20 protein-coding genes are annotated in these 18,986 nt (G+C 70.1%); 8 read left to right on the forward strand and 12 right to left on the reverse strand.

Annotated features, from left to right (window positions below; translation table 11 throughout):
- Positions 1 to 14: 14 nt before the first annotated feature.
- From AB0J95_RS49140 to rimP, 5 genes are all read right to left on the reverse strand, one after another.
- Positions 15 to 311, reverse strand: a complete 297-nt coding sequence (locus tag AB0J95_RS49140; RefSeq protein WP_364773466.1) for a DUF503 domain-containing protein — start codon at positions 309 to 311, stop codon at positions 15 to 17.
- A 66-nt stretch (positions 312 to 377) separates the two neighbouring features.
- Complete coding sequence (infB, locus tag AB0J95_RS49145) at positions 378 to 3,500, reverse strand: translation initiation factor IF-2 (protein WP_364773468.1); 3,123 nt, start codon at positions 3,498 to 3,500, stop codon at positions 378 to 380.
- 91 nt (positions 3,501 to 3,591) lie between these two features.
- Complete coding sequence (locus tag AB0J95_RS49150; protein ID WP_364773470.1) at positions 3,592 to 3,903, reverse strand: YlxR family protein; 312 nt, start codon at positions 3,901 to 3,903, stop codon at positions 3,592 to 3,594.
- A gap of 98 nt (positions 3,904 to 4,001) precedes the next feature.
- Entirely contained in the window at positions 4,002 to 5,003 is a 1,002-nt protein-coding gene (gene nusA / locus AB0J95_RS49155; protein WP_364773471.1) for a transcription termination factor NusA, read from the reverse strand.
- Complete coding sequence (gene rimP, locus AB0J95_RS49160) at positions 5,000 to 5,515, reverse strand: ribosome maturation factor RimP (protein WP_364773473.1); 516 nt, start codon at positions 5,513 to 5,515, stop codon at positions 5,000 to 5,002. Before rimP ends, nusA begins: the two co-directional genes overlap by 4 nt.
- A gap of 108 nt (positions 5,516 to 5,623) precedes the next feature.
- Here rimP and AB0J95_RS49165 point away from each other — a divergent pair, with 108 nt between their 5' ends.
- Together AB0J95_RS49165 and AB0J95_RS49170 are read left to right on the forward strand one after the other, a co-directional pair.
- Positions 5,624 to 6,076: a hypothetical protein gene (locus AB0J95_RS49165; RefSeq protein ID WP_364773474.1), complete on the forward strand. Its 453-nt coding sequence runs from the start codon at positions 5,624 to 5,626 to the stop codon at positions 6,074 to 6,076.
- The gene (locus tag AB0J95_RS49170; RefSeq protein WP_364773476.1) at positions 6,076 to 6,564 is read left to right on the forward strand and encodes a ferritin-like domain-containing protein; all 489 of its coding nucleotides are present in this window, start codon (positions 6,076 to 6,078) and stop codon (positions 6,562 to 6,564) included. Before AB0J95_RS49165 ends, AB0J95_RS49170 begins: the two co-directional genes overlap by 1 nt.
- Here AB0J95_RS49170 and AB0J95_RS49175 read toward each other — a convergent pair.
- Positions 6,555 to 7,298, reverse strand: coding sequence for a hypothetical protein (locus AB0J95_RS49175; protein WP_364773478.1), 744 nt, complete (start codon positions 7,296 to 7,298; stop codon positions 6,555 to 6,557). The genes AB0J95_RS49170 and AB0J95_RS49175 overlap by 10 nt on opposite strands.
- Before the next feature lie 23 nt (positions 7,299 to 7,321).
- Positions 7,322 to 8,341 (reverse strand): aminotransferase class V-fold PLP-dependent enzyme, encoded by a 1,020-nt coding sequence (locus AB0J95_RS49180; protein WP_364773480.1) that lies wholly within the window; start codon positions 8,339 to 8,341, stop codon positions 7,322 to 7,324.
- 58 nt (positions 8,342 to 8,399) lie between these two features.
- Here AB0J95_RS49180 and AB0J95_RS49185 point away from each other — a divergent pair, with 58 nt between their 5' ends.
- A complete protein-coding gene (locus AB0J95_RS49185; protein ID WP_364773482.1) occupies positions 8,400 to 8,810 on the forward strand; it encodes a secondary thiamine-phosphate synthase enzyme YjbQ in 411 nt (136 codons plus the stop codon).
- A gap of 8 nt (positions 8,811 to 8,818) precedes the next feature.
- Here AB0J95_RS49185 and AB0J95_RS49190 read toward each other — a convergent pair whose 3' ends face one another.
- Positions 8,819 to 9,790 carry an ABC transporter permease gene (locus AB0J95_RS49190; RefSeq protein WP_364773483.1) on the reverse strand — a complete coding sequence of 324 codons (972 nt, stop codon included), beginning with the start codon at positions 9,788 to 9,790 and terminating at the stop codon, positions 8,819 to 8,821.
- A 129-nt stretch (positions 9,791 to 9,919) separates the two neighbouring features.
- Between AB0J95_RS49190 and AB0J95_RS49195 the strand changes: the two genes are divergently transcribed.
- Positions 9,920 to 10,609: a hypothetical protein gene (locus AB0J95_RS49195; RefSeq protein ID WP_364773484.1), complete on the forward strand. Its 690-nt coding sequence runs from the start codon at positions 9,920 to 9,922 to the stop codon at positions 10,607 to 10,609.
- A 24-nt stretch (positions 10,610 to 10,633) separates the two neighbouring features.
- Positions 10,634 to 11,458, forward strand: coding sequence for a hypothetical protein (locus tag AB0J95_RS49200; protein WP_364773485.1), 825 nt, complete (start codon positions 10,634 to 10,636; stop codon positions 11,456 to 11,458).
- A 58-nt stretch (positions 11,459 to 11,516) separates the two neighbouring features.
- Here AB0J95_RS49200 and AB0J95_RS49205 read toward each other — a convergent pair whose 3' ends face one another.
- From AB0J95_RS49205 to AB0J95_RS49215, 3 genes are read right to left on the reverse strand one after another with little or no spacing between them, the layout of a single operon-like run.
- On the reverse strand, positions 11,517 to 11,822 hold the full coding sequence (locus AB0J95_RS49205) for a transcriptional regulator (protein ID WP_364773486.1): 306 nt from the start codon (positions 11,820 to 11,822) through the stop codon (positions 11,517 to 11,519).
- Positions 11,819 to 12,664: a hypothetical protein gene (locus tag AB0J95_RS49210; RefSeq protein WP_364773487.1), complete on the reverse strand. Its 846-nt coding sequence runs from the start codon at positions 12,662 to 12,664 to the stop codon at positions 11,819 to 11,821. The genes AB0J95_RS49205 and AB0J95_RS49210 overlap by 4 nt, the downstream gene beginning before the upstream one ends.
- Positions 12,661 to 14,169, reverse strand: coding sequence for a hypothetical protein (locus tag AB0J95_RS49215; protein ID WP_364773489.1), 1,509 nt, complete (start codon positions 14,167 to 14,169; stop codon positions 12,661 to 12,663). Before AB0J95_RS49215 ends, AB0J95_RS49210 begins: the two co-directional genes overlap by 4 nt.
- A 110-nt stretch (positions 14,170 to 14,279) precedes the next feature.
- Here AB0J95_RS49215 and AB0J95_RS49220 point away from each other — a divergent pair, with 110 nt between their 5' ends.
- The 3 genes from AB0J95_RS49220 to AB0J95_RS49230 are packed head-to-tail and all read left to right on the forward strand — an operon-like array spanning position 14,280 to position 16,608.
- Positions 14,280 to 14,996: a haloacid dehalogenase-like hydrolase gene (locus AB0J95_RS49220; RefSeq protein ID WP_364773491.1), complete on the forward strand. Its 717-nt coding sequence runs from the start codon at positions 14,280 to 14,282 to the stop codon at positions 14,994 to 14,996.
- A 9-nt stretch (positions 14,997 to 15,005) separates the two neighbouring features.
- A complete protein-coding gene (locus AB0J95_RS49225; RefSeq protein ID WP_364773493.1) occupies positions 15,006 to 15,866 on the forward strand; it encodes a hypothetical protein in 861 nt (286 codons plus the stop codon).
- 1 nt (position 15,867) lies between these two features.
- A complete protein-coding gene (locus AB0J95_RS49230) occupies positions 15,868 to 16,608 on the forward strand; it encodes a hypothetical protein (RefSeq protein ID WP_364773494.1) in 741 nt (246 codons plus the stop codon).
- Between the two features lie 581 nt (positions 16,609 to 17,189).
- On the opposite strand, the gene AB0J95_RS49235 is transcribed toward AB0J95_RS49230, so the two are convergent.
- The gene (locus AB0J95_RS49235; protein WP_364773496.1) at positions 17,190 to 18,938 is read right to left on the reverse strand and encodes a proline--tRNA ligase; all 1,749 of its coding nucleotides are present in this window, start codon (positions 18,936 to 18,938) and stop codon (positions 17,190 to 17,192) included.
- Positions 18,939 to 18,986 lie beyond the last annotated feature (48 nt).

Genomic DNA, 18,986 nt, shown 5'->3' on the forward strand with positions numbered 1-18,986 from the left:
CAGGAAATGGTTCCTCAGTCGTCCTCGGGCCCGACCAGGCGGTGCCGTGCGGACAACAACTGCAGCTCGGGGCGGCCGGCGACGAGCCGTTCGCACGCGTCGAGCAGGTCACGGATGTGCTGCGCGTCCGGGGCCACCGCGGCGACCCCGATCAGGGCACGCCGGTGCAGGTCGAGATGACCGGCCTCGGCGACGCTCACCTCGAAACGCTTGCGCAGCTCGGCCAGCACGGGCCGCACGGCGGACCGCTTCTGTTTGAGCGAATGGACGTCACCCAGCAGCACGTCCAGTTCAAGGGCACCGACATACAACGGGCATCACCATGGGTGCCAGGGCCGGGGAGTCCGATGTGGACTCCCCGGCCGGCCGGACTTCTGTCAGCCGCGCGGCTTCTCGCGCATCTCGTAGGTCTCGACCACGTCGTCGACCCTGATGTCGTTGTACGACCCCAAGGTCAGACCACACTCGTAGCCCTCGCGGACCTCGGTGGCGTCGTCCTTGAACCGCCGCAGCGACGAGATCGGCAGGTTCTCCGCGACCACCTTGCTGTCGCGCAGCAACCGCGCCTTGGCGTTGCGCCGGATCTCGCCGGACATCACCAGGCAACCCGCGATCGTGCCGAACTTGGAGGACTTGAAGACCTCGCGGACCTCCGCGCGGCCCAGCTCGACCTCTTCGAACTCCGGCTTGAGCATGCCCTTCAGCGCCTGCTCGATCTCGTCGATCGCCTGGTAGATCACCGAGTAGTAGCGGATGTCGATGCCCTCGCGGGTGGCCTGCTCGGCCACCTTCGCCTCGGCCCGCACGTTGAAGCCGAGGATGATCGCGCCGGACGCGATCGCGAGGTCGACGTTCGCCTTGGTGATGCCACCGACACCGCGGTCGATCACGCGCACCTGGACCTCGTCGCCGACCTCGATCTTCATCAGCGCGTCCTCGAGTGCCTCGACGGTACCCGAGTTGTCGCCCTTGATGATCAGGGTGAGCTCGCCGGTCTCCTTCAGCGCGGAGTCCAGGTCCTCCAGGGAGAACCGCTTGAACTTCGCGGCGTTCTGCGCGTTGCGGGTCCGGGCCTGGCGGCGCTCGGCGATCTGCCGGGCCACCCGGTCCTCGTCCACGACCAGGAACGTGTCACCCGCGCCGGGCACCGACGTGAAGCCGATGACCTGCACCGGACGCGACGGCGTCGCCACCGTGATGTCCTCGTTGTACTCGTCCACCATGCGGCGGACCCGGCCGTACGCGTCACCGGCGACGATCGAGTCACCGACGCGTAGCGAACCGCGCTGCACCAGCACCGTCGCGACCGGGCCGCGGCCACGGTCCAGGTGCGCCTCGATCGCGACGCCCTGGGCCTCCATCTTCGGGTTGGCCCGCAGGTCGAGCGCCGCGTCCGCGGTCAGCACGATCGCCTCGAGCAGCCCATCGATGTTGATGTTCTGCTTGGCCGAGATGTCCACGAACATGGTGTCGCCGCCGTACTCCTCGGCGACCAGGCCGTACTCGGTGAGCTGCTGGCGGATCTTGGCGGGGTTCGCCCCCTCCTTGTCGATCTTGTTCACCGCGACCACGATCGGCAGGTTCGCCGCCTGGGCGTGGTTGATCGCCTCCACCGTCTGGGGCATCACACCGTCGTCCGCCGCCACCACGATCACCGCGATGTCGGTGGAGTTCGCACCACGGGCACGCATGGCGGTGAACGCCTCGTGACCCGGGGTGTCGATGAAGGTGATCAGCCGCTCGGTGCCGTCCACCACGGCCGGCACCTGGTAGGCGCCGATGTGCTGGGTGATGCCACCGGCCTCGCCCTCGTGCACGTTCGCCTTGCGGATGGTGTCCAGCAGGCGGGTCTTACCGTGGTCGACGTGACCCATGACGGTCACGACCGGCGGCCTGGACTCGAGGGCCTCCTCACCGCCGGCGTTCTCGCCGTAGGTGATGTCGAAGGACTCCAGGAGCTCGCGGTCCTCCTCCTCCGGGCTGACCACCTGGACGGTGTAGTTCATCTCGGTGCCCAGCAGCTCCAGCACGTCCTCGGAGACGGACTGCGTCGCGGTGACCATCTCACCGAGGTGGAACAGCACCTGCACCAGCGAGGCCGGGTTGGCGTTGATCTTCTCGGCGAAGTCGGTCAGCGAGGCACCGCGCGGCAGCCGGATGGTCTCCCCGTTGCCCTTCGGCAACCGGACACCGCCGACGCTCGGCGCCTGCATGTTGTCCATGTACTCCTGGCGCTTCTGCCGCTTCGACTTGCGGCCGCGGCGCGAAGGACCCCCCGGACGGCCGAACGCGCCGGCGGCACCGCCGCGGCCGCCGCCACCGGGACGGCCACCGCCGCCACCGCCACCGCGGAAGCCACCGCCACCGGCAGGCGCTCCACCGCCGCCGCCACCGGGACCGCCACCGCCGGGCCGGAAGCCACCGCCTCCGCCACCACCGCCGCCGCCGCGGAAGCCACCGCCTCCGCCGCCACCGCCACCTGGGCGGAAGCCGCCGCCACCGCCACCAGGACGGCCTCCGCCGCCACCGGGGCCACCACGGCCACCAGGACCGCCGCCGGGGCCACCACGGCCACCGCCGGGACCGCCGGACGGCCGCTGCGGCCGGGGCGGCATCATGCCCGGGTTCGGCCGGGGCGGCATGTTGCCCGGGCTCGGACGCGGGCCGGCGGGACGGTCGCCACCGCGGTCGCCGCGAGGCGCGCGGTCGGGACGGTCACCGCCGGGACGGGGACCACGCTCGGGCCGGTCGCCGCCGGGACCGCCGCCGGGGCGGGGCGCCTGCGGACGCGGCGACGGAGCACCGCCACCGACACCGAACGGGTTGTTGCCGGGCCGCGGCGCGCGCGGGCCGGGCTTGGGCGACTGGGTCCGCGGCGGGACCACGGCGCCGCCGCCCTGCTGGTTCTGCGCGGGCTTCGGGCCGGGGCGCGGGCCGGGCTTGACGCCGGGACCACCCTCGGACCGGGCCGCCGCGGGCCGGTTCTGCTGCGGCTGTTGCTGCTGGGGCCGCTGCGACTGCTGCTGCTGTTGCGGACGCGGGCCCGGACGCGGACCGGGGCCGCTGCTAGCCGGCTTCGACGGCGCGGAGAACGTCGTCGAAGGCGCCGGAGCGGCCGGAGCCGCGGACGCCGCCGCCGGAGCCGGAACCTCGGCGGCCGGCTGCTGGACGGCGGGCTTGGGCGCGGGCGCGGCCGGCTTGGCCGGCGCGGGCCGCGGGGTCGCGGCCGGCTGCTGGGCAGCGGGCTGCTGTTGCTGTTGTACGGGCTGCTGGGGGGCTGCCGGCTTGGGCGGTCCGGGCCGAGGGCCCGGCTTCGCGCCGGACGGCTTGGCGCCGCCTGGCTTCGGGTACGAGTCCCGCAACCGGCGCGCCACCGGCGCCTCCACCGTGGAGGACGCCGACTTCACGTACTCGCCGAGATCGGCGAGCTTCGTGAGAACTTCCTTGCTCGTGACACCGAGCTCTTTCGCGAGCTCGTGCACGCGGGCCTTGCCTGCCACTGCTCTCCTCACTGGGGGAGGCCGGGCGGCAAAAATCCCGCTCGACCTCGTCTTACCGTCGCACGTTCATGGCTTCAGCTTCACGGCTGACTCATGACGGGTCGACCTGCTTCCTGTGTCCCGGCGAGACCAGGGAGGATCCCTGGCCTTCTGTCGGCTGGGCGTTCTGACGCCCGATCATGGCTCGCACCTCGTCGGCACCGAGCGGCCCCTGGACTCGCAGAGCCCTGGGGAACGCCCGCCGCTTCTCGGCGGAGTCCAGGCACGCCGGAGTGGGGTGCAACCAAGCGCCCCTGCCGGCGAGCCGCCGCCGCGGATCGGGAACGACGTTCCCCTCCTCGGCGACCACACGCAGCAATTCCTCGGCCGGCGCACGCTGACGGCAGCCCACGCAGGTACGCACCGGGCCTTGCCCTTGCGGGGTGCCCTCGCGACGTGCGGGAACCGGTCCTCGACGACGACCTGCCAAGATTCTACCCGTACCGCCTGCCCGCCCGAACCCTATGCCGGGGTCGGGGCGCTGGTCGTGCTCTCGTTGTCACTCCGGATGTCGATCCGCCAGCCCGTCAGACGGGCCGCCAGCCGCGCGTTCTGGCCCTCCTTGCCGATGGCGAGGGAGAGCTGGAAGTCAGGCACCACAACGCGTGCCGTCTTCGCGCGCTCGTCGACAACGCGTACCGACACAACCTTCGCGGGCGACAGCGCATTCCCCACGAACGTGGCCGGGTCCTCCGAGTAGTCGATGATATCGATCTTCTCGCCGGCAAGCTCGCTCATTACGTTCCGGACACGGGCGCCCATCGGGCCGATGCACGCGCCCTTGGCGTTCACCCCGGCGACCGTGGAGCGCACCGCGATCTTCGACCGGTGCCCCGCCTCGCGCGCCACCGCGGGGATCTCGACCGTGCCGTCGGCGATCTCCGGGACCTCCAGCGCGAACAGTCGTCGCACGAGGTTCGGGTGCGTGCGGGACAACGTGATCTGCGGACCGCGGGCGCCCCGGGTCACGCCCAGGACGTAGCACTTGATCCGCACGCCGTGCTCGTACCGCTCACCGGGCACCTGCTCGACCGCGGGCAGCACGCCCTCGGTGTCACCCACCTGGACCACGACCATGCCGCGGGAGTTGGCCCGTGCGTCGCGCTGCACCACGCCGGCGACGATCTCGCCCTCCTTGGCGGAGAACTCGCCGAAGGTCTTCTCGTGCTCGGCGTCCCGCAGCCGCTGCAGGATCACCTGGCGGGCGGTGGTGGCCGCGATGCGGCCGAAGCCCTCCGGGGTGTCGTCCCACTCCTCCAGCACCTCGCCGGCCGGGCCGAGCTGCTGGGCGAGCACGCGCACCACGCCGGTGCGCCGGTCGATGTCGATCTTGGCGTGCGGCACGTGCCCGTCGGTGTGCTTGTACGCCGTGAGCAACGCGGTTTCGATGGCCTCGATGACCGTCTCGAAGGGAATGTCCTTGTCGCGCTCGATCGCTCGAAGCGCGGCGATGTCGACGTTCACCTTGACCCCTCCTGGCTGCCGCCGCCCAGCAGGGCCAGTTCCTCGGGCGGTGGTTGTTTGAACTCGACCTCGACCACGGCGTGGTTGACCGCCGCGAACTCCAGGCGCCGCAACTGCCCGCCGACCAGCAGCTGCACCCCGTCCTCGTCGGTGTCGCCGACGCGCCCGGTGAACGTCTCCTCACCGGCGCGCACCTTCACCAGCCGCAGCCGGTTGCGCCGCCAGTGCCTCGGCTTGGTCAGCGGCCGGTCGATGCCCGGCGAGGTCACCTCCAGGGTGTACGGCCCGCCCAGCACGTGGTCGTGGCCGTCCAGCACGCCCGAGACGGTGCGGCTGACGTCCGCCACCTCGTCCAGGCCGATGCCACTGTCGGCGTCCACGACGACCTTCACCAGGCTGCGGCGACCCGCCCGCTGCACTTCGAGCTCTTCCAGCTCGAATCCGGCAGCGTCCACGGCATCCCGTACGACGGGCTCCAACGCCGCCCCGAGATCACCCTGCTGGTTCGCCACGTTGCGCCGCTCCTGTTCTAGATCTTGGTCAACTGTGTAGCGTCCAGCGTATCTCGTCGGCCGGATCGCGCCCGCCACGCGGAGGCGGTCCTGGCAGGATGACGGACCGTGACACCTCTCGCCCGCCGCCGCTTGCTCGCCGCGCTCCCGTTGGTGCTCGTGCTGCCGGGGTGCACGAGCGAACCCGAGGCGCCGCCACCGCCAGACCCGCTGGCCGCACTGGCCGAGCAGGCGCGCAAGGACGCCGCGGCCGCCGACGCGGTCGCGAAAGCCGCCCCTGACCTGGCAACTCTCGCCGGTGACGTGGCCAAGGCGCGCACCGAGCACGCCCGCCTGCTGCAGGCCGAGGTGGACCGCGAACGGCCACCGGCGAGCACGGCGCCGTCGGCCACGTCCACCGCGCCACCACCGGCGGCCGGTACCAAGGCCACCCTGGTGGAGGCGCTGAAGGCCGCCGAACAAAAATCCGCCGAGCTGGTCCCCAGCGTGTCGCGCTACCGGGCCGGTCTGCTCGGTTCGATCGCCGCGGGCTGTGCCAGCCTCCGGGAGGTGCTCACCTGATGCCCCAGCCGTCGACTCCCTCGGCTCCGCCGACCGCGACCAGTCCCAAACCGGTGCCCGCGGACGCGGTGGACTCGGTGCAGAAGGCGCTCAGCGCGGAGCACGCGGCCGTCTGGATCTACGAACTGGTCAGCGCGTTCCTGCCGCCCGCGTTCAACAAGGCGCTGAACGAGGGCGCCACCACGCACCGCGCCCAGCGGGACGCCTCCGAACGGATGCTGTCGGCCGCCAAGGTCGCCCCTGTGGGGCCCGAACCGGCCTATGTGCCGCCACAGCCGGTCACCGACCAGGCCTCCAGCCTGACCGTGCTGGCGCTCGCCGAGGCCGATGCGGCCGTCGCCTGGCGGTCGGTGCTGGAACACACCGACGACCCCGATCTGCGCAAGCTGGCCCTGGGGGTGCTCACCGGGTCCGCCGTGCGGGCCACCCGCTGGCGCAAGGCGGCCGGCACCACGCCCGCCGCCCTCGCGCTGCCCGGTCAGCCCTGACGGATCTCGTCGCCCAGCCGGATGGCGTCGGTCGCGATGCCGTCCAGGGTCGGCTCGTCGGTGTTCTTGCTGCCGCCCTCGAAGTCGGCCTCGACGATGATCACGTGGTTGCCCTCGGCCTTGCTGGCGAACCCGCCGCCGGACAGGTTGTTCAGGCCCTGGACCTTGACCACCTTGTCCCGGATCAGGTCGCTGACGTTGCCGGTGCCGTCGGAGTCGGTCAGCTTCTGCAGGTCCTGCGCCTCCTGGGCGCTGGACATCTCGACCACGGACACCGAGACGTACGCGGTCTTGCCGTCCGCCGTGGTGGTGTAGAGCTCGCGGGCCAGTCCGGTGCACTTGTGGTCCTTGAAGAAGGACTTCACCCCCGGCTTGCCGCCGCCCTGGTACGAGTGCTCCTCGCAGTTGCTGTCCCGCAGCGGCTTCTGCACCTTCTCGTGCCGCGTGAACGCGAACTTGCCCGCCGAGGGCTGCCCGGTCTTGCCGTTGCCGCTGGGGTCGCTCGGCGGCGTGGTGTTGCCCTGCTGGATCAGCCACCAGAGCATGCCGGACACGACCGCGACGAGCAGCAGCCCGGCGCCTTTGAGCAGGTACTCACGCCGTTTGTCCTTCGGCTGCGGCTGCTGCGGTGGCCGAGGGCCACGCGGCGGTGCCTGCCGGGACTGCACCGGCGGGATACGCGTGGTCTGGTCCGGCCATTGAGGCTGCTGGCCGGGACGGTAGGGATCCGACACGGTTTTGAACGGTACCTACTCGGTCAGTCCCGTAGTGCCGCCAGTACCGATTCGATGTCCGCCGGGGTGTTGTACAGGTGGCAGGAAAGCCGCACCCGACCTGCGCGAATGCTGCTTTTCACGCCCGCCGCGGCAAGTTTCTCCGCGGCGCCCGGGATATCCAGCGACAGAATGGCCGACCCGCGCGGTTCCATGCCGAGCGCCACCGCGAGGCCGTCCGCGAGCCCGACGCAGTGCTCGCGCACGGCTTCCAGGTCCAGCGAAGCGAGCCACGGGACGGCGATCGCGGCGGTGTGCTGGGCGAACCAGACCGGCGAGAGGTCCAGCCGCCGCGCGTCGTCTGCCAGGCGCAATGGCAGTCCGTAGACCGTGCTCCACGGGTCGTCGCCGGCGTACCAGTTCGCCGCGAACGGCAGAGTTCGTTCCAGCGCCTCGGGTGTGAGCGCGAGCCAGGCCGCACCCCTTGACGCCATAAGCCATTTGTAGCAAGCGCCGACCACCCAGTCGGCCCAGCCGAGATCCAGCGGCATCCACCCGGCCGCCTGCGAGACGTCCAGCAGGACACGGGTTCCGGACGCCTGCGCGGCCTCCTTGAGAGCGGCCAGATCGAGTACCGAGCCGTCGGCGGACTGCACCACGCTCGCCGCGACCAGATCGTAACCGTCCACTTCGGACAGGTCGGCCTCGGTGATGGTGACCCCGCGATGTGCTTGCGCGGCAAAGGGAAACGTCACACTGGTGAACTCGCCCGGCACGGTCAGCACGCGCGTCCCGTCCGGAACGCTCGCCGCCACCAGGCTGACCAGTTGCGACACACTGGCTCCGGTGGCCACATGCCCCTCGGCCGCGCCGACGAGCTGACCGAACGCCTTGCGCGCGGCCAGAACGTCCACATCGAAGTCCGGGGGCGCGTCGGCACCGGCGCGCCAGCGGTTCACCGCGCCCACCAACGCATCCGCGACTACCGTAGGTGGTATGCCGATACTCGCCGTGTTCAGGTATCCGTCCGGCACGTCGAATGTCTGCCCGAATGCGGTTCGCACGACCGCGACGCTACCCGGCATGATCGGCCGGGTCCGAGTCATTTGAGTGGGAGCGGCCATGTACAGCGAGGAACGGCGGATCCGGACCGGTTCACGCGAGGTCGTGCACGACCTGACCGACGAGTGCCAGCGGTTCCTGTCCGACACGGACGCCGCGGACGGGCTGCTGCACGTCTGGGTGCCGCACGCGACCGCCGGGATCGCGATCATCGAGACCGGCGCGGGCAGCGACGACGACCTGCTGGCCGCGCTGGGGGACCTGCTGCCCAAGGACAACCGTTGGCAGCACCGGCATGGCTCTCCGGGCCACGGCCGTGACCATGTGCTGCCCGCGTTCCTGCCGCCGTACGCGAGCATCCCGGTGCTGGACGGGCGGATGGCCCTGGGGACCTGGCAGTCGGTGTGCCTGGTGGACACCAATGTGGACAACCCCGACCGCAAGGTCCGCCTCAGCTTTCTGGCAGGCTGACCCCCGGGTCAGACGTGGGCCGGGATACCGCTCGGCGCGTCGACGGTCGCGGGCGCGGATCGCTTGTCAGGCAACAGGATCAGGGTCAGGCCGACGACGGCCATCGAGCCGAGCACGATCAGCCCGGTCTGCACGTCCGGCGCGGAACCGGTGCCCTGCAACAGGCTCCGGGTGCCCTCGGCGGCGAACCGGAACGGCGTCCACGACCACAGGACGTCCCGGTAGAACGGATGCAGCAGCTCGGGCACCTGACCGGCGACCGCGGGCGCGATCAGGTACAGCGGCCCGAGGATCGCGGCGGCGCGGAACCCAAGCCACCGCAGCAAAGCGCCCTGCACACCGGTGAACGCCAAGGCCGCCACGAACAAGTAGCCCAGCACGTCCCAGCCGAGCGGCAAAGTCGAGTCCCAGAGCCTCAGCAGCAACGCGACCACCCCGACGGCGAACGCACTCACCGCGACCGGCAACACGATCCGCGTACCCACTCGTGGGTTCTCCCCGGTCCGGGTCCTGAGCAGCACGAACAACAGACCCGCGACCAGGCCCGCGATCCACAGCAACGCGCTCGCGGCCAGCGGTGCGACACGTCCGGCGGTCGAGGCTGGGTGCAGGGTGGTCACCTGTGGTGGTTGCGCACCAGGCAAAGCGCCCGCGATGGTGGTCAGGATCTGTTGCGCCGCTTGGGCACCGGCCGGGTTGATCGCGCCGGACAGCGTCACCCGCACGGGCTGGCCTAGTTCGAGGACGCCGTAGACGTCTTTGTCCGCCAACAACTGCTGGCCTTCAGTGGGGTTCACCACACGCCAGTCGACGTGGTCGCCGGTCTGGGCGGCGAGCCGGGCCGTCACTTCCGGCGGTCCGGCGACGGCCAAGGGGATGTGTTCGGGGTTCACCGTCGCCTGCGCGCCGAACGTCAGCAACCCGAGAATGGCCGCTACCAGCGCACCTGCCAGCGACACGGCCAAGGCTTTGGCGGTCATCCGCCCTCCAGGTTTCTCATCACTTGTTGAATTAAGCGTGAGCGTACGCCCGGGCGGACGCGTAAATCAACACTTGTTGGATTTATCCCCCCTTAGGCGATCACAGTCACCAGGAGCTACGGTGCAGGTGTGGTTCTGCGACGGTCGACTCGGCTGCTGATCACCTTGGGCGCGGTCGCGGCGCTCCTCGTGGTCGGCGGCATAGCGGCGGCCTCGTTCTTCCGCCACGACAGCGACCCCTCGCCGGAGGTGGCGGAGGCCTCGCCACCGCTGCGGACCGACGCGCACACGATCACCAACGAGGCCGCCCGGCTGGCCTTCGACGTGCCGGCGGGCTGGGAGCCCGCCGAGGAGGACGAGGAGCTGACCACGTCCAACGGGGTCAAACTGGACCACCTCGTCGACTGGGGCAGCTACACCTGCCAGGGCGCGGAGTACGGCCGCGCGTTCGTCGCGAGCGGCATCGCGCCGACTGACAGGAAACCGACACGTGCCGCGTCGGAGCTCGCTGCGGCGGTCGCGGCGGACCAGTACAGCGACGGTCACCAGACCGCCGCCGTGAAGGTGTCCAAGCCGCAGCAGATGTCCAAGGACGGCGTCGAAGGCGCGATCGTGCACGCCGAGGCGACCCTCGCCAACTCCGCGGACCCGTGTGCCAGCACGAAAGGCACGGTGACGGTGGTCGCCCTTGCCACTTCGGCGGGCAACTCCGTGCTGGTCGTCGGCGCGGACTCCGCGCCCGGCCCGCAACAGCCCACTCCGCTCGCTGACCAGGCACAGCTCGACGGGATCGTGTCCAGCCTCCGCGTCACCGGCTGACCGGGAGTCGGCTACGGTCGGCGCGTGTACCCAGGGAACGGTCAACCGCAGCAGAACTGGCAGCCGACGTATCAGGGCCTCGGCTACTACCAGCAGCCCGAGCCGCCGCGGAACCGCAAGAACCTGGTGATGATCTTCTCGATCGTGGCCATCGTGGTGATCGTGGCCGCGGTGGTGACGATCGTGCTGCTCAACCGCGGCAGCGGGGAGACCCCGCAGACCCAGCCCACCACCACGTCCTCGTCCGCCAGGTCATCGGCATCGACGTCGACCTCGGCCTCCGCCAAGACCGACCCGTTGCGGCCGCGCAACTCCGGCTGGACCGTGATCAAGAACGACAAGGCACGGCTGATCTACGAGGTACCTCCGGCCTGGCGGGTGGTCGCGAACGGGACGCTGGCCAGCGAGCAGCTGCCGGACGTGAAACTGAGCTCGCCCGCCGACATCGGCTCGTACAAGTGCGAGAACAACAGCTACAGCCGGGGCGGCCTGGGCGCCGGGACCGTGGCCAAGACCGACGCGGCCAAGCAGGCAGGCGACATCGCGAAGGCGTTCGGCGCGCAGTTCTACAGCAGCGGCACCGCCACCGTGCAGGTCGGCGAGCCCAAACAGGTGACGCACAAGGACAGTGACGGCAAGTCGATGAAGGGCGTGCAGGTCGACGCGATCATCACCACCACCGGCAACACCTGCCTGGCCACCAAGGGAAAGGTGTCCGTGCTGGTCTTCGAGTCCGGTACCGACCTGCAGTACTTCGTGGTCAACGGCGACCTGGAGGGCGGCCCGGCCGACCCGCCGCCGCCCACCGAGGCCGACCTGCAGAAGATCGTCGACAGCGCCCGCGGTTAGAGCATGTCCCGTGCATCTCGATCGCGACAGCCGAGCCGAGGCGGCCTGGCGGCACGCTCTAGTCGTCGTGTCGGGCGACGAGGGCGCGTAGGGCGGCGATCTCGTCGGCCAGCGCCTTGCGGCCCGCGTCGGTGATGCTCACCCAGGTCCGCGGCCGTTTGCCCTCGTAGCCCTTGTGCACGTCCACCAGACCCGCCTCGTGCAGCACGGTGACGTGCCGGGAGAGGTTGCCCGCGGTGAGGTCCAGCGCCTCGCGGAGGTAGCCGAACTCGACCTGCTTGGACTCCGCGGCGATGGTGAGGATCCCGAGCCGGTGGCGCTGGTGGACGAGGTCGTTCAGGTCATTGGTCGGATACGCGCTCATGCGAGGGCCCGGCGGGACATCAGCAGCGCGATCACGCCGCCGATGATAAGCACCCCCGCGGGCAACGCCAGATCAGCCAGCACCATCACCCGGCCGTCGTCGGTGTAGGGGACCAGCTGCGCGAACCCCTGCAGGTTGGCGTGGATCGACGCCGCGGTGAATAGCGCGGCGGTCACCGCGACCAGGTGACTGCGCTCCACCCAGGCCAGCACCAGCATGGCCACCGCGATGACCAGCAGGGCGCTGTAGCCGTTGACCAGGTAGACCCCGATCGCGGCAAGCGTGATCATGCCCAGCACGGTCCCGGCCAGGACGGCGACCGGCCGCCAGTGCGCCCGGCGCGTGCCCAGGAAGAACGCGACCACCGACCCGGCCGCCGACCCGAACGCGATGGGCAGGTTGACCTCCGGCGTCGAGTACAGCGAGTTGCTGACCGTGACGGTCTCCGCCAGGACCGGCACGCCGAAGACCACACCCACCAGCCCGGCGCCCGCGGCGGCGAGGTAGCCGCTGAGGTCGGTCTCCACGCCCACCTGCGCGGCCCGGCGGCGGTACCACCACATGGTCGCGCCGAACCCGGCCAGCAGGGCCAGCATCCAGTACCACTGCACGAGCACCTCGTGCTTCAACGGCAGCCAGATGTACCGGAACACCGGGAACGGCCCGGCTGCCCGCTCGTAGACCTGTCCGATCTCCGGCCGGATCGTCTCGTAGCACAGCGGCGCCGCCAGGATCAGCATGCCGAACAGCAGCAACGGGAACGCGCAACCGCTCCGGTCGCGCCGGACCTTGCGGCGCAGCTGCCTGAGGTCGCCGAGCAGGGCGGCCGGGTCGTCGGTCACCGGGTCGTCCGGTACGCGTTGATGATGGTCTGTTCCACTGTGCTGCCGAACCGGTCGGTCGCCTTGGCGCGCAAGGAGACCAGCCTGGTTTTGGCGGGGTGGTGCACGATCGCGACGTTGCCCGCGAGCTGGGCTGGAGTCCACGTGGCGCCCGCGTTGTAGGACACGTCGACCGTCAGGTTCGTTGGCACGCGGTCGGTTTCGCTGTGCTGGTCGCGCAGCCAGACCGGGATCACGAAGTCGCGCCCCGCCCCGGCGGCGTCGTTGTCGTCCAGCTTGGGCGCGAACCGCATGGCGGACAACGCAACCAGGCCGCGCTGGTCGTCGCTGGACCGGAATGTCCAGGCCACGCTGACCTTCGGGCTCAGCTCGGCCACCCCGGTCCGGCTCGCCTCGGTCTCCAGCCGGAAGGTCGCGGGCTTGCCGGTCACCGCGAAGTATCCGGAGCCGGCCTCGGGGTTCTCGCCGACCTTGACGCCGTCCTGGTACAGCGTGGTCCGCTCGCTGTCCATTGTGGAGTATCCCGGATGACCGGCGCCGTCCGCGAACATCGGGACCAGCACCGAAAGCGCGCCCGGCACGCGCTCGATGCCGACACTGAACGGCCACCCCTCGGCCAGCGCGGGCCCGGAAACGGCCGTGTCAAAGGTTTCCTCCTCGTCGGCACCGGCCCGGTGGTGACGGATCGGGCTGGTCAGCATGACCTCGATGTCGCCCGGGTTCGGCGGGTCACTGGGCTGCAGCTGGTACAGGCGGTGCTGCCAGGGCGCCTCGTTGTAGTACGCGATGCGCTCACTGGGCAGCTGGACCGGGACGGCACTGGCGAACCCCTGCAGGTTGCCGCTGACCGGCATGGTCACCGCCCAGCCGAGCTTGCCCTTGGCCGGGGCACCGAACCGTTCGTGCACCTTGGCCAGGTCCTTCGGCCGAACCGCCCGCCGGAACCCGGTGGGGACGCCGCCTTGCTGGAACCAGGCCAGGTCGTAGAGGTTCCGGCCCTGCCATTCGGTGTGCACCATCGACTCCAGCTTCCGGTCGGCCGGAACGCCGCCGAGGTGCGCGGTCGCGACCTTCTCGGTGCCCTCGAAGGTGATCCCGTCAACCAGGTAGTCGTTGCCGAACTCGAGCAGGAAGAACACCTCGCCCGAGGTCAGCCGCACGTCCGGCGCGGGCGGGGCGACGTCCACCGGCTTCGCCAGCCTGGCGTCCAGGTCGACCTCGGTGTCCTTGTCCAGCACGAGATCCGGGTACGACAGGTAGTCCTTGCCGTCCGGGCCGGGAATCGTGGTCTGCAGGATGTACCGGCCCGCAGGCAGCCGGGTCGTCCCCTCCTCGACCCGGCTGCGGTCCCATGTCGCGGTGTTCACCAGGCTCGTGTCGTGCTCGGCCGCCGGGCGCCCATCGCGGCCGATGTGCTTGACCGTCAACGAGAAGGTGTCTTCGGCGGCGGTCGCGGCGGTCCCGCTCAGCAGCAGGACCGCGACGAGCGGCAAGGCTCGCAGCATCTCTGTTCCCCCAGTTTGATTGCAGTGCAATTAGGTTTGCATTGCAAACCTGAAGTGTCAAGTGCATGCGACACGCCGATGACCTCGCCCGATCATGTCACTATGAGCGAGTGGGTAACCGAACGCTCGTACTGTGGGACATCGACCTGACCCTCGTCGACCTGACCGGCATCGGCCGTGAGTGGTACTCGGCTGCCTTGCTGAACGCCACGGGCGTGACGTTGGCGCACCTGCCCGCGTTCCCTGGACGCACCGAACGGGCGATCACCTCGGAGCTGCTGACCGCGCACGGCGCGCAGGTCACCGAGGAGACCATCCAGAGCGTGTTCGCCGAGCTGGTCGCGATCGCGCAGGCCGAGCAGCACCTGCTCGCCGGGCGCGGGCGCGTGCTGCCCGGGGTCGCGGAGATCGTCACCTCGCTCGGCCGGCGCGACGACGTGGTGCAGTCCCTGGTCACCGGCAACCTGCCCGAGGTGGCCGGCGTGAAGCTGGCCCCGTTCGGCCTGCTGGACCACATCGACCTGGAGATCGGCGGGTACGGCTCGCTGTCGGCCGACCGGCACGACCTCGTCGACGCGGCGATCCGGCTGGCGAGCGGCAAACACGGCGTCGAGTTCCACCCGTCGGATGTCGTGGTCATCGGCGACACCCCGCACGACGTCAATGCGGCCCTGCACCACGGGGCGTTCGCGATCGGCGTGGCCACCGGCCGGCACAGCCTCACCCACTTACGCGAGTCCGGTGCGCACGCGGCGTTCCGGGACCTGTCCGACACCGCCGCGGTCCTTTCCGCCGTTCTCGACCGCCGGGCGCCGGACGGCCATTAGTCTGAACGCGTGAGCGCGCCAACTGGGGGATACCAAGGGCTGGGGTTCTACGGCGGCGGGCAAACCCCGCCCCCGCCGAAGAAACGCGGCAACGGCCTGGTCATCGCGGTCGTCCTGGCCGCGGTGGTGCTGATCGGCGTCACCACGACGCTGCTGATCATCTCGCCGAAGACGGTGACCCCCGGCCAGGCGATGCCGGTCGCGAACATCACCACGAAGCCGTCGGGCTCCTCCTCGTCCTCGTCGAAGAAGGGCAACGACCCGCTGTCGCCGCAGGCCACCGGCGCGCCGATGGTGCCGGGCTGGAAGGTCATCCCGATCAACGACGGCGACCAGATCAACTCCACCAAGGCGTTCGACGTGCCGCCGGCCTGGGAACCGGTGGTCGGCCTGGGCAACTCGGTGATCCTCGGCAAGGACGACCACACCGCGCGGATCTACCTGCCGGTGACGTACATGAAGGGCTACTGCCCCGGCTCGGCGACCTCGTTCCGGTCCATGGCCGGGCTGGTGCTGTTGCCCAACAAGGACGACATCGCCACGCAGATGACCACCGTGGCCAAGAAGATCGCGGACGCGGTGTACACCGTCGACGAGGGCACCAAGCCGACGCTCGCCATGGGCACCCAGGAGCCGGTGAGCGTCAACGACGGCAAGAAGGGTTACGTGCTCACCACCAAGGCGACGGTCGCCCAGACCGCGAACAAGTGCGACGGCCCTTCGGGCACGGTGACGATCATGTTGCTGGAGCCCAAGAAAGAGGACCCCAACAGCCTGTTCCTGGTCGCGGTTGCCGATCAGGGGTTCCCCGAGGCCACCGCCGAGGAGGACCTGAAGAAGATCGTCACGAGCATCCACCCAGCCAACTGACATGAAGCCGATCTTCGCCGTCGCGGTCGCCCTCGTCGCGGCCATCGGGGTCGCCGCGACCCTCCTTTTCGTCCGCGTGCCCACCCCGGTCGCCGGCGCGCCGCTGGCTGGGGCCACGTCTTCTTCCGCGAAGGATCCCTTGGCGCCCAAGGCCTCCGGCACACCCCAGGTACCGGGCTGGCAGGTGATCGAGATCAACAACGGCGCCGCCCTCGACACCGACAAGGCCTACGACGTGCCGCCGGCCTGGCGGCCGTTCGGCGGCGGCCTGGTGATGTTCGGTGACCACAACGAAGTGAGCCTCGTGGCGCCCTCGGTGTACAAACAGGGGTACTGCACAGGCGAACCGAAGTCCTGGCGCGCCATGGCAGGCCTGATGGTGGCGCAGAACAAAGGTTCCCTGGAGAACACCGCCGCGGCCACGGCCCAGCTGATCGCCAACACCGTGTTCACCACCAAGGACCGTGTCCAGCCAGAAACGTTCCTCGGCGACCCCCGCCCGGTGACCATGAAGGACAACAAGAAAGGCGTCCTCGTCGTCGCCAAGCTGACCATCCCCGTGACCACAAAGGACACCTGCGGCAGCGCCAAGGTGAGCATCGCCGTCCTGGTCTTCGAGATGAAGAACCCCACCGACGACAACGCAACCCTCATCGCCATGGCCGACCAAGCAGTGCCGGACGCGGTGTCCGAAGAGGACCTCCAGAAAATAGTCACCAGCTTCCACACCGCCACAAGCTAAAAGCGACACCCAGCCACGACACCTCTTGCCCAGACGGGGTTTTGGACCCGGTTGGGGTGCGAATCAAAGGGGGCGCGGATGAGGCTGGCGTGGCCGCCGGGTTGGGGGCGCGACCTGGGAACGGACGAAGGGGATTCGCCCCGCCGCATGCTCAGTTCAGCGCCCGGATCTGCGACGGCCGGAAATCCCGGGGGCGCCGCCTGGGAACGCGGCCGGGCCGGGATTGGTGCGCGGCTCGATTTGTGCGGGGTGGCGGCGCACACAAGCTTTCCGGCGGGGCAGGTCGTCAGACCTGCCCACTTTTTGTGCCTGCCCGTGCGCCGCAGGGGTCCCCGCGCAAAATCGAGCCGCGCACCAAACCCAAAAGCGCCAACACCCACACCACCCCAAGCCACGCCTCGTCCGCGCCCCCTGCCCAAGCCACCCCAAGCGCCGCCGCCCTCAGGCCACGCCGCAACGAGGGTCCCCTCCCGGGGGATCCCCGAATTTCACGCTAGCAGTGGAGGCGGACGATTCCGGGTGCCTGGGGATGAGCTGTCCACAGGGGAGTGCAGCAGACACGGCTCCACTCCCCCAGTAGTTCAGCTGTTGACGAGGGCCTTGAGGTGCTCGACGGCGTCGCCGATCTCCACCTCAGTCCGCTCCCCGCTGCGACGGTCCTTGACCTCGACAACGCCCTTGGCCAAACCCCGCCCCACGACAACGATCGTCGGCACACCGATCAGCTCGGCGTCGGCGAACTTCACGCCCGGCGACGAAGTGCGGTCGTCCAGCAGCACCGAAACGCCGGCCGCGTCGAGGTCCGCCGCCAGTTTCTCGGCGCCCGAGCGGATCGCGTCGTCCTTGCCCGCGATGACCACGTGGAGGTCGAACGGGCTGACCAGGCGGGGCCAGATGATGCCCTGCTCGTCGTGGTTCTGCTCGACCAGCACGGCCACCGCACGCGAAACGCCGATGCCGTACGACCCCATGGTGATCCGGATCGGCTTCGAGTCCGGGCCCAGCGCGTCCAGCGAGAACGCGTCCGCGTACTTGCGGCCCAGCTGGAAGATGTGGCCGATCTCGATGCCGCGCGCGGCCACCAGCGTGCCCGTGCCGTCGGGGGCTGCGTCGCCCTCGCGGACCTCGGCCGCCTCGATGGTGCCGTCCGGCGTGAAGTCGCGGCCCACGACCAGGTCCACGACGTGGTGGTCGGCCTTGTCCGCGCCGGTCACCCAGGCGGTGCCGCGCACGATCCGGGGGTCGACGAGGTAGCGCACACCGTTGGCCGCGAGCGCGCCCGGGCCGATGTATCCCTTGACCAGGAAGGGGTTCGCGGCGAAGTCGCTCTCCTCCAGCAGCGCCACCTCGGCCGGCTCCAGCGAGGCCTCGAGGCGCTTCATGTCCACCTCGCGGTCGCCCGGGATGCCGACGCCCAGCAGCGTCCACTCCTTGGCGCCCGGCTGGCGGGTCTTGAGCAGCACGTTCTTCAACGTGTCCGCCGCGGTGAACTTCCGGCCCAGATCGGCCGCGTTCAAGAAGTCCACAAGGGACTCGATCGTGGGGGTGTTGGGGGTGTGGTGCACCTGCGCGTCGGGCTTGTCCTCAATGGACTGCTCCGGGGGCGCGGGGGTGACCACGGCCTCGACGTTGGCCGCGTAGTCCGAACCGGTGCTGCGGACGTAGGTGTCCTCGCCCGAGGGCGCGACGGCCAGGAACTCCTCCGACGCCGACCCACCCATCGCGCCGGACGTGGCCTTGACGATCACGTACTCCATGCCGAGCCGGTCGAACGTGCTGATGTAGGCCCGGCGGTGCAGCTCGTAGGAGTTCGCCAGACCCTCGTCGTCCAGGTCGAACGAGTACGAGTCCTTCATCACGAACTCGCGGCCGCGCAGGATCCCCGCGCGGGGCCGCGCCTCGTCGCGGTACTTCGTCTGGATCTGGTACAGGATGACCGGGTAGTCCTTGTACGAGCTGAACTCGCCCTTCACCGTGAGGGCGAACAGCTCCTCGTGGGTGGGGCCCAGCAGGTAGTCGGCGCCCTTGCGGTCCTTGAGCCGGAACAGGTTCGGGCCGTACTCGGTCCACCGGCCGGTGGCCTCGTAGGGCTCGCGGGGCAGCAGCGCGGGGAACTGGATCTCCTGCGCGCCGATGGCGTCCATCTCCTCGCGCACCACGTTCTCGACCTTGCGCAGCACCCGCATGCCCAGCGGCAGCCACGAGTAACCGCCCGGGGCCACCCGGCGGACGTAGCCGGCGCGTACCAGCAGCCGGTGGCTGGGTACCTCGGCGTCCGCCGGATCCTCACGCAAGGTGCGCAGGAACAACGACGACATCCTGGTGATCACGGCGTTCACATCCTCATGGCTGGTGTGCCCCAAGAGGGTAGTGAACGC

Origin of the sequence: Actinocrispum sp. NPDC049592, from assembly GCF_040675465.1 — a bacterium.
Classification (GTDB): domain Bacteria; phylum Actinomycetota; class Actinomycetes; order Mycobacteriales; family Pseudonocardiaceae; genus Kibdelosporangium.

What these genes read in the sequence shown, in the direction of transcription:
- AB0J95_RS49185 (WP_364773482.1), top strand. Translation starts at nt 8,400, where the DNA reads ATGTACAGCGAGGAACGGCGGATCCGGACCGGTTCACGCGAGGTCGTG.
- AB0J95_RS49230 (WP_364773494.1), top strand. Translation starts at nt 15,868, where the DNA reads ATGAAGCCGATCTTCGCCGTCGCGGTCGCCCTCGTCGCGGCCATCGGG.
- AB0J95_RS49170 (WP_364773476.1), top strand. Translation starts at nt 6,076, where the DNA reads ATGCCCCAGCCGTCGACTCCCTCGGCTCCGCCGACCGCGACCAGTCCC.
- AB0J95_RS49215 (WP_364773489.1), bottom strand. Translation starts at nt 14,169, where the DNA reads ATGCTGCGAGCCTTGCCGCTCGTCGCGGTCCTGCTGCTGAGCGGGACC.
- AB0J95_RS49205 (WP_364773486.1), bottom strand. Translation starts at nt 11,822, where the DNA reads ATGAGCGCGTATCCGACCAATGACCTGAACGACCTCGTCCACCAGCGC.
- AB0J95_RS49190 (WP_364773483.1), bottom strand. Translation starts at nt 9,790, where the DNA reads ATGACCGCCAAAGCCTTGGCCGTGTCGCTGGCAGGTGCGCTGGTAGCG.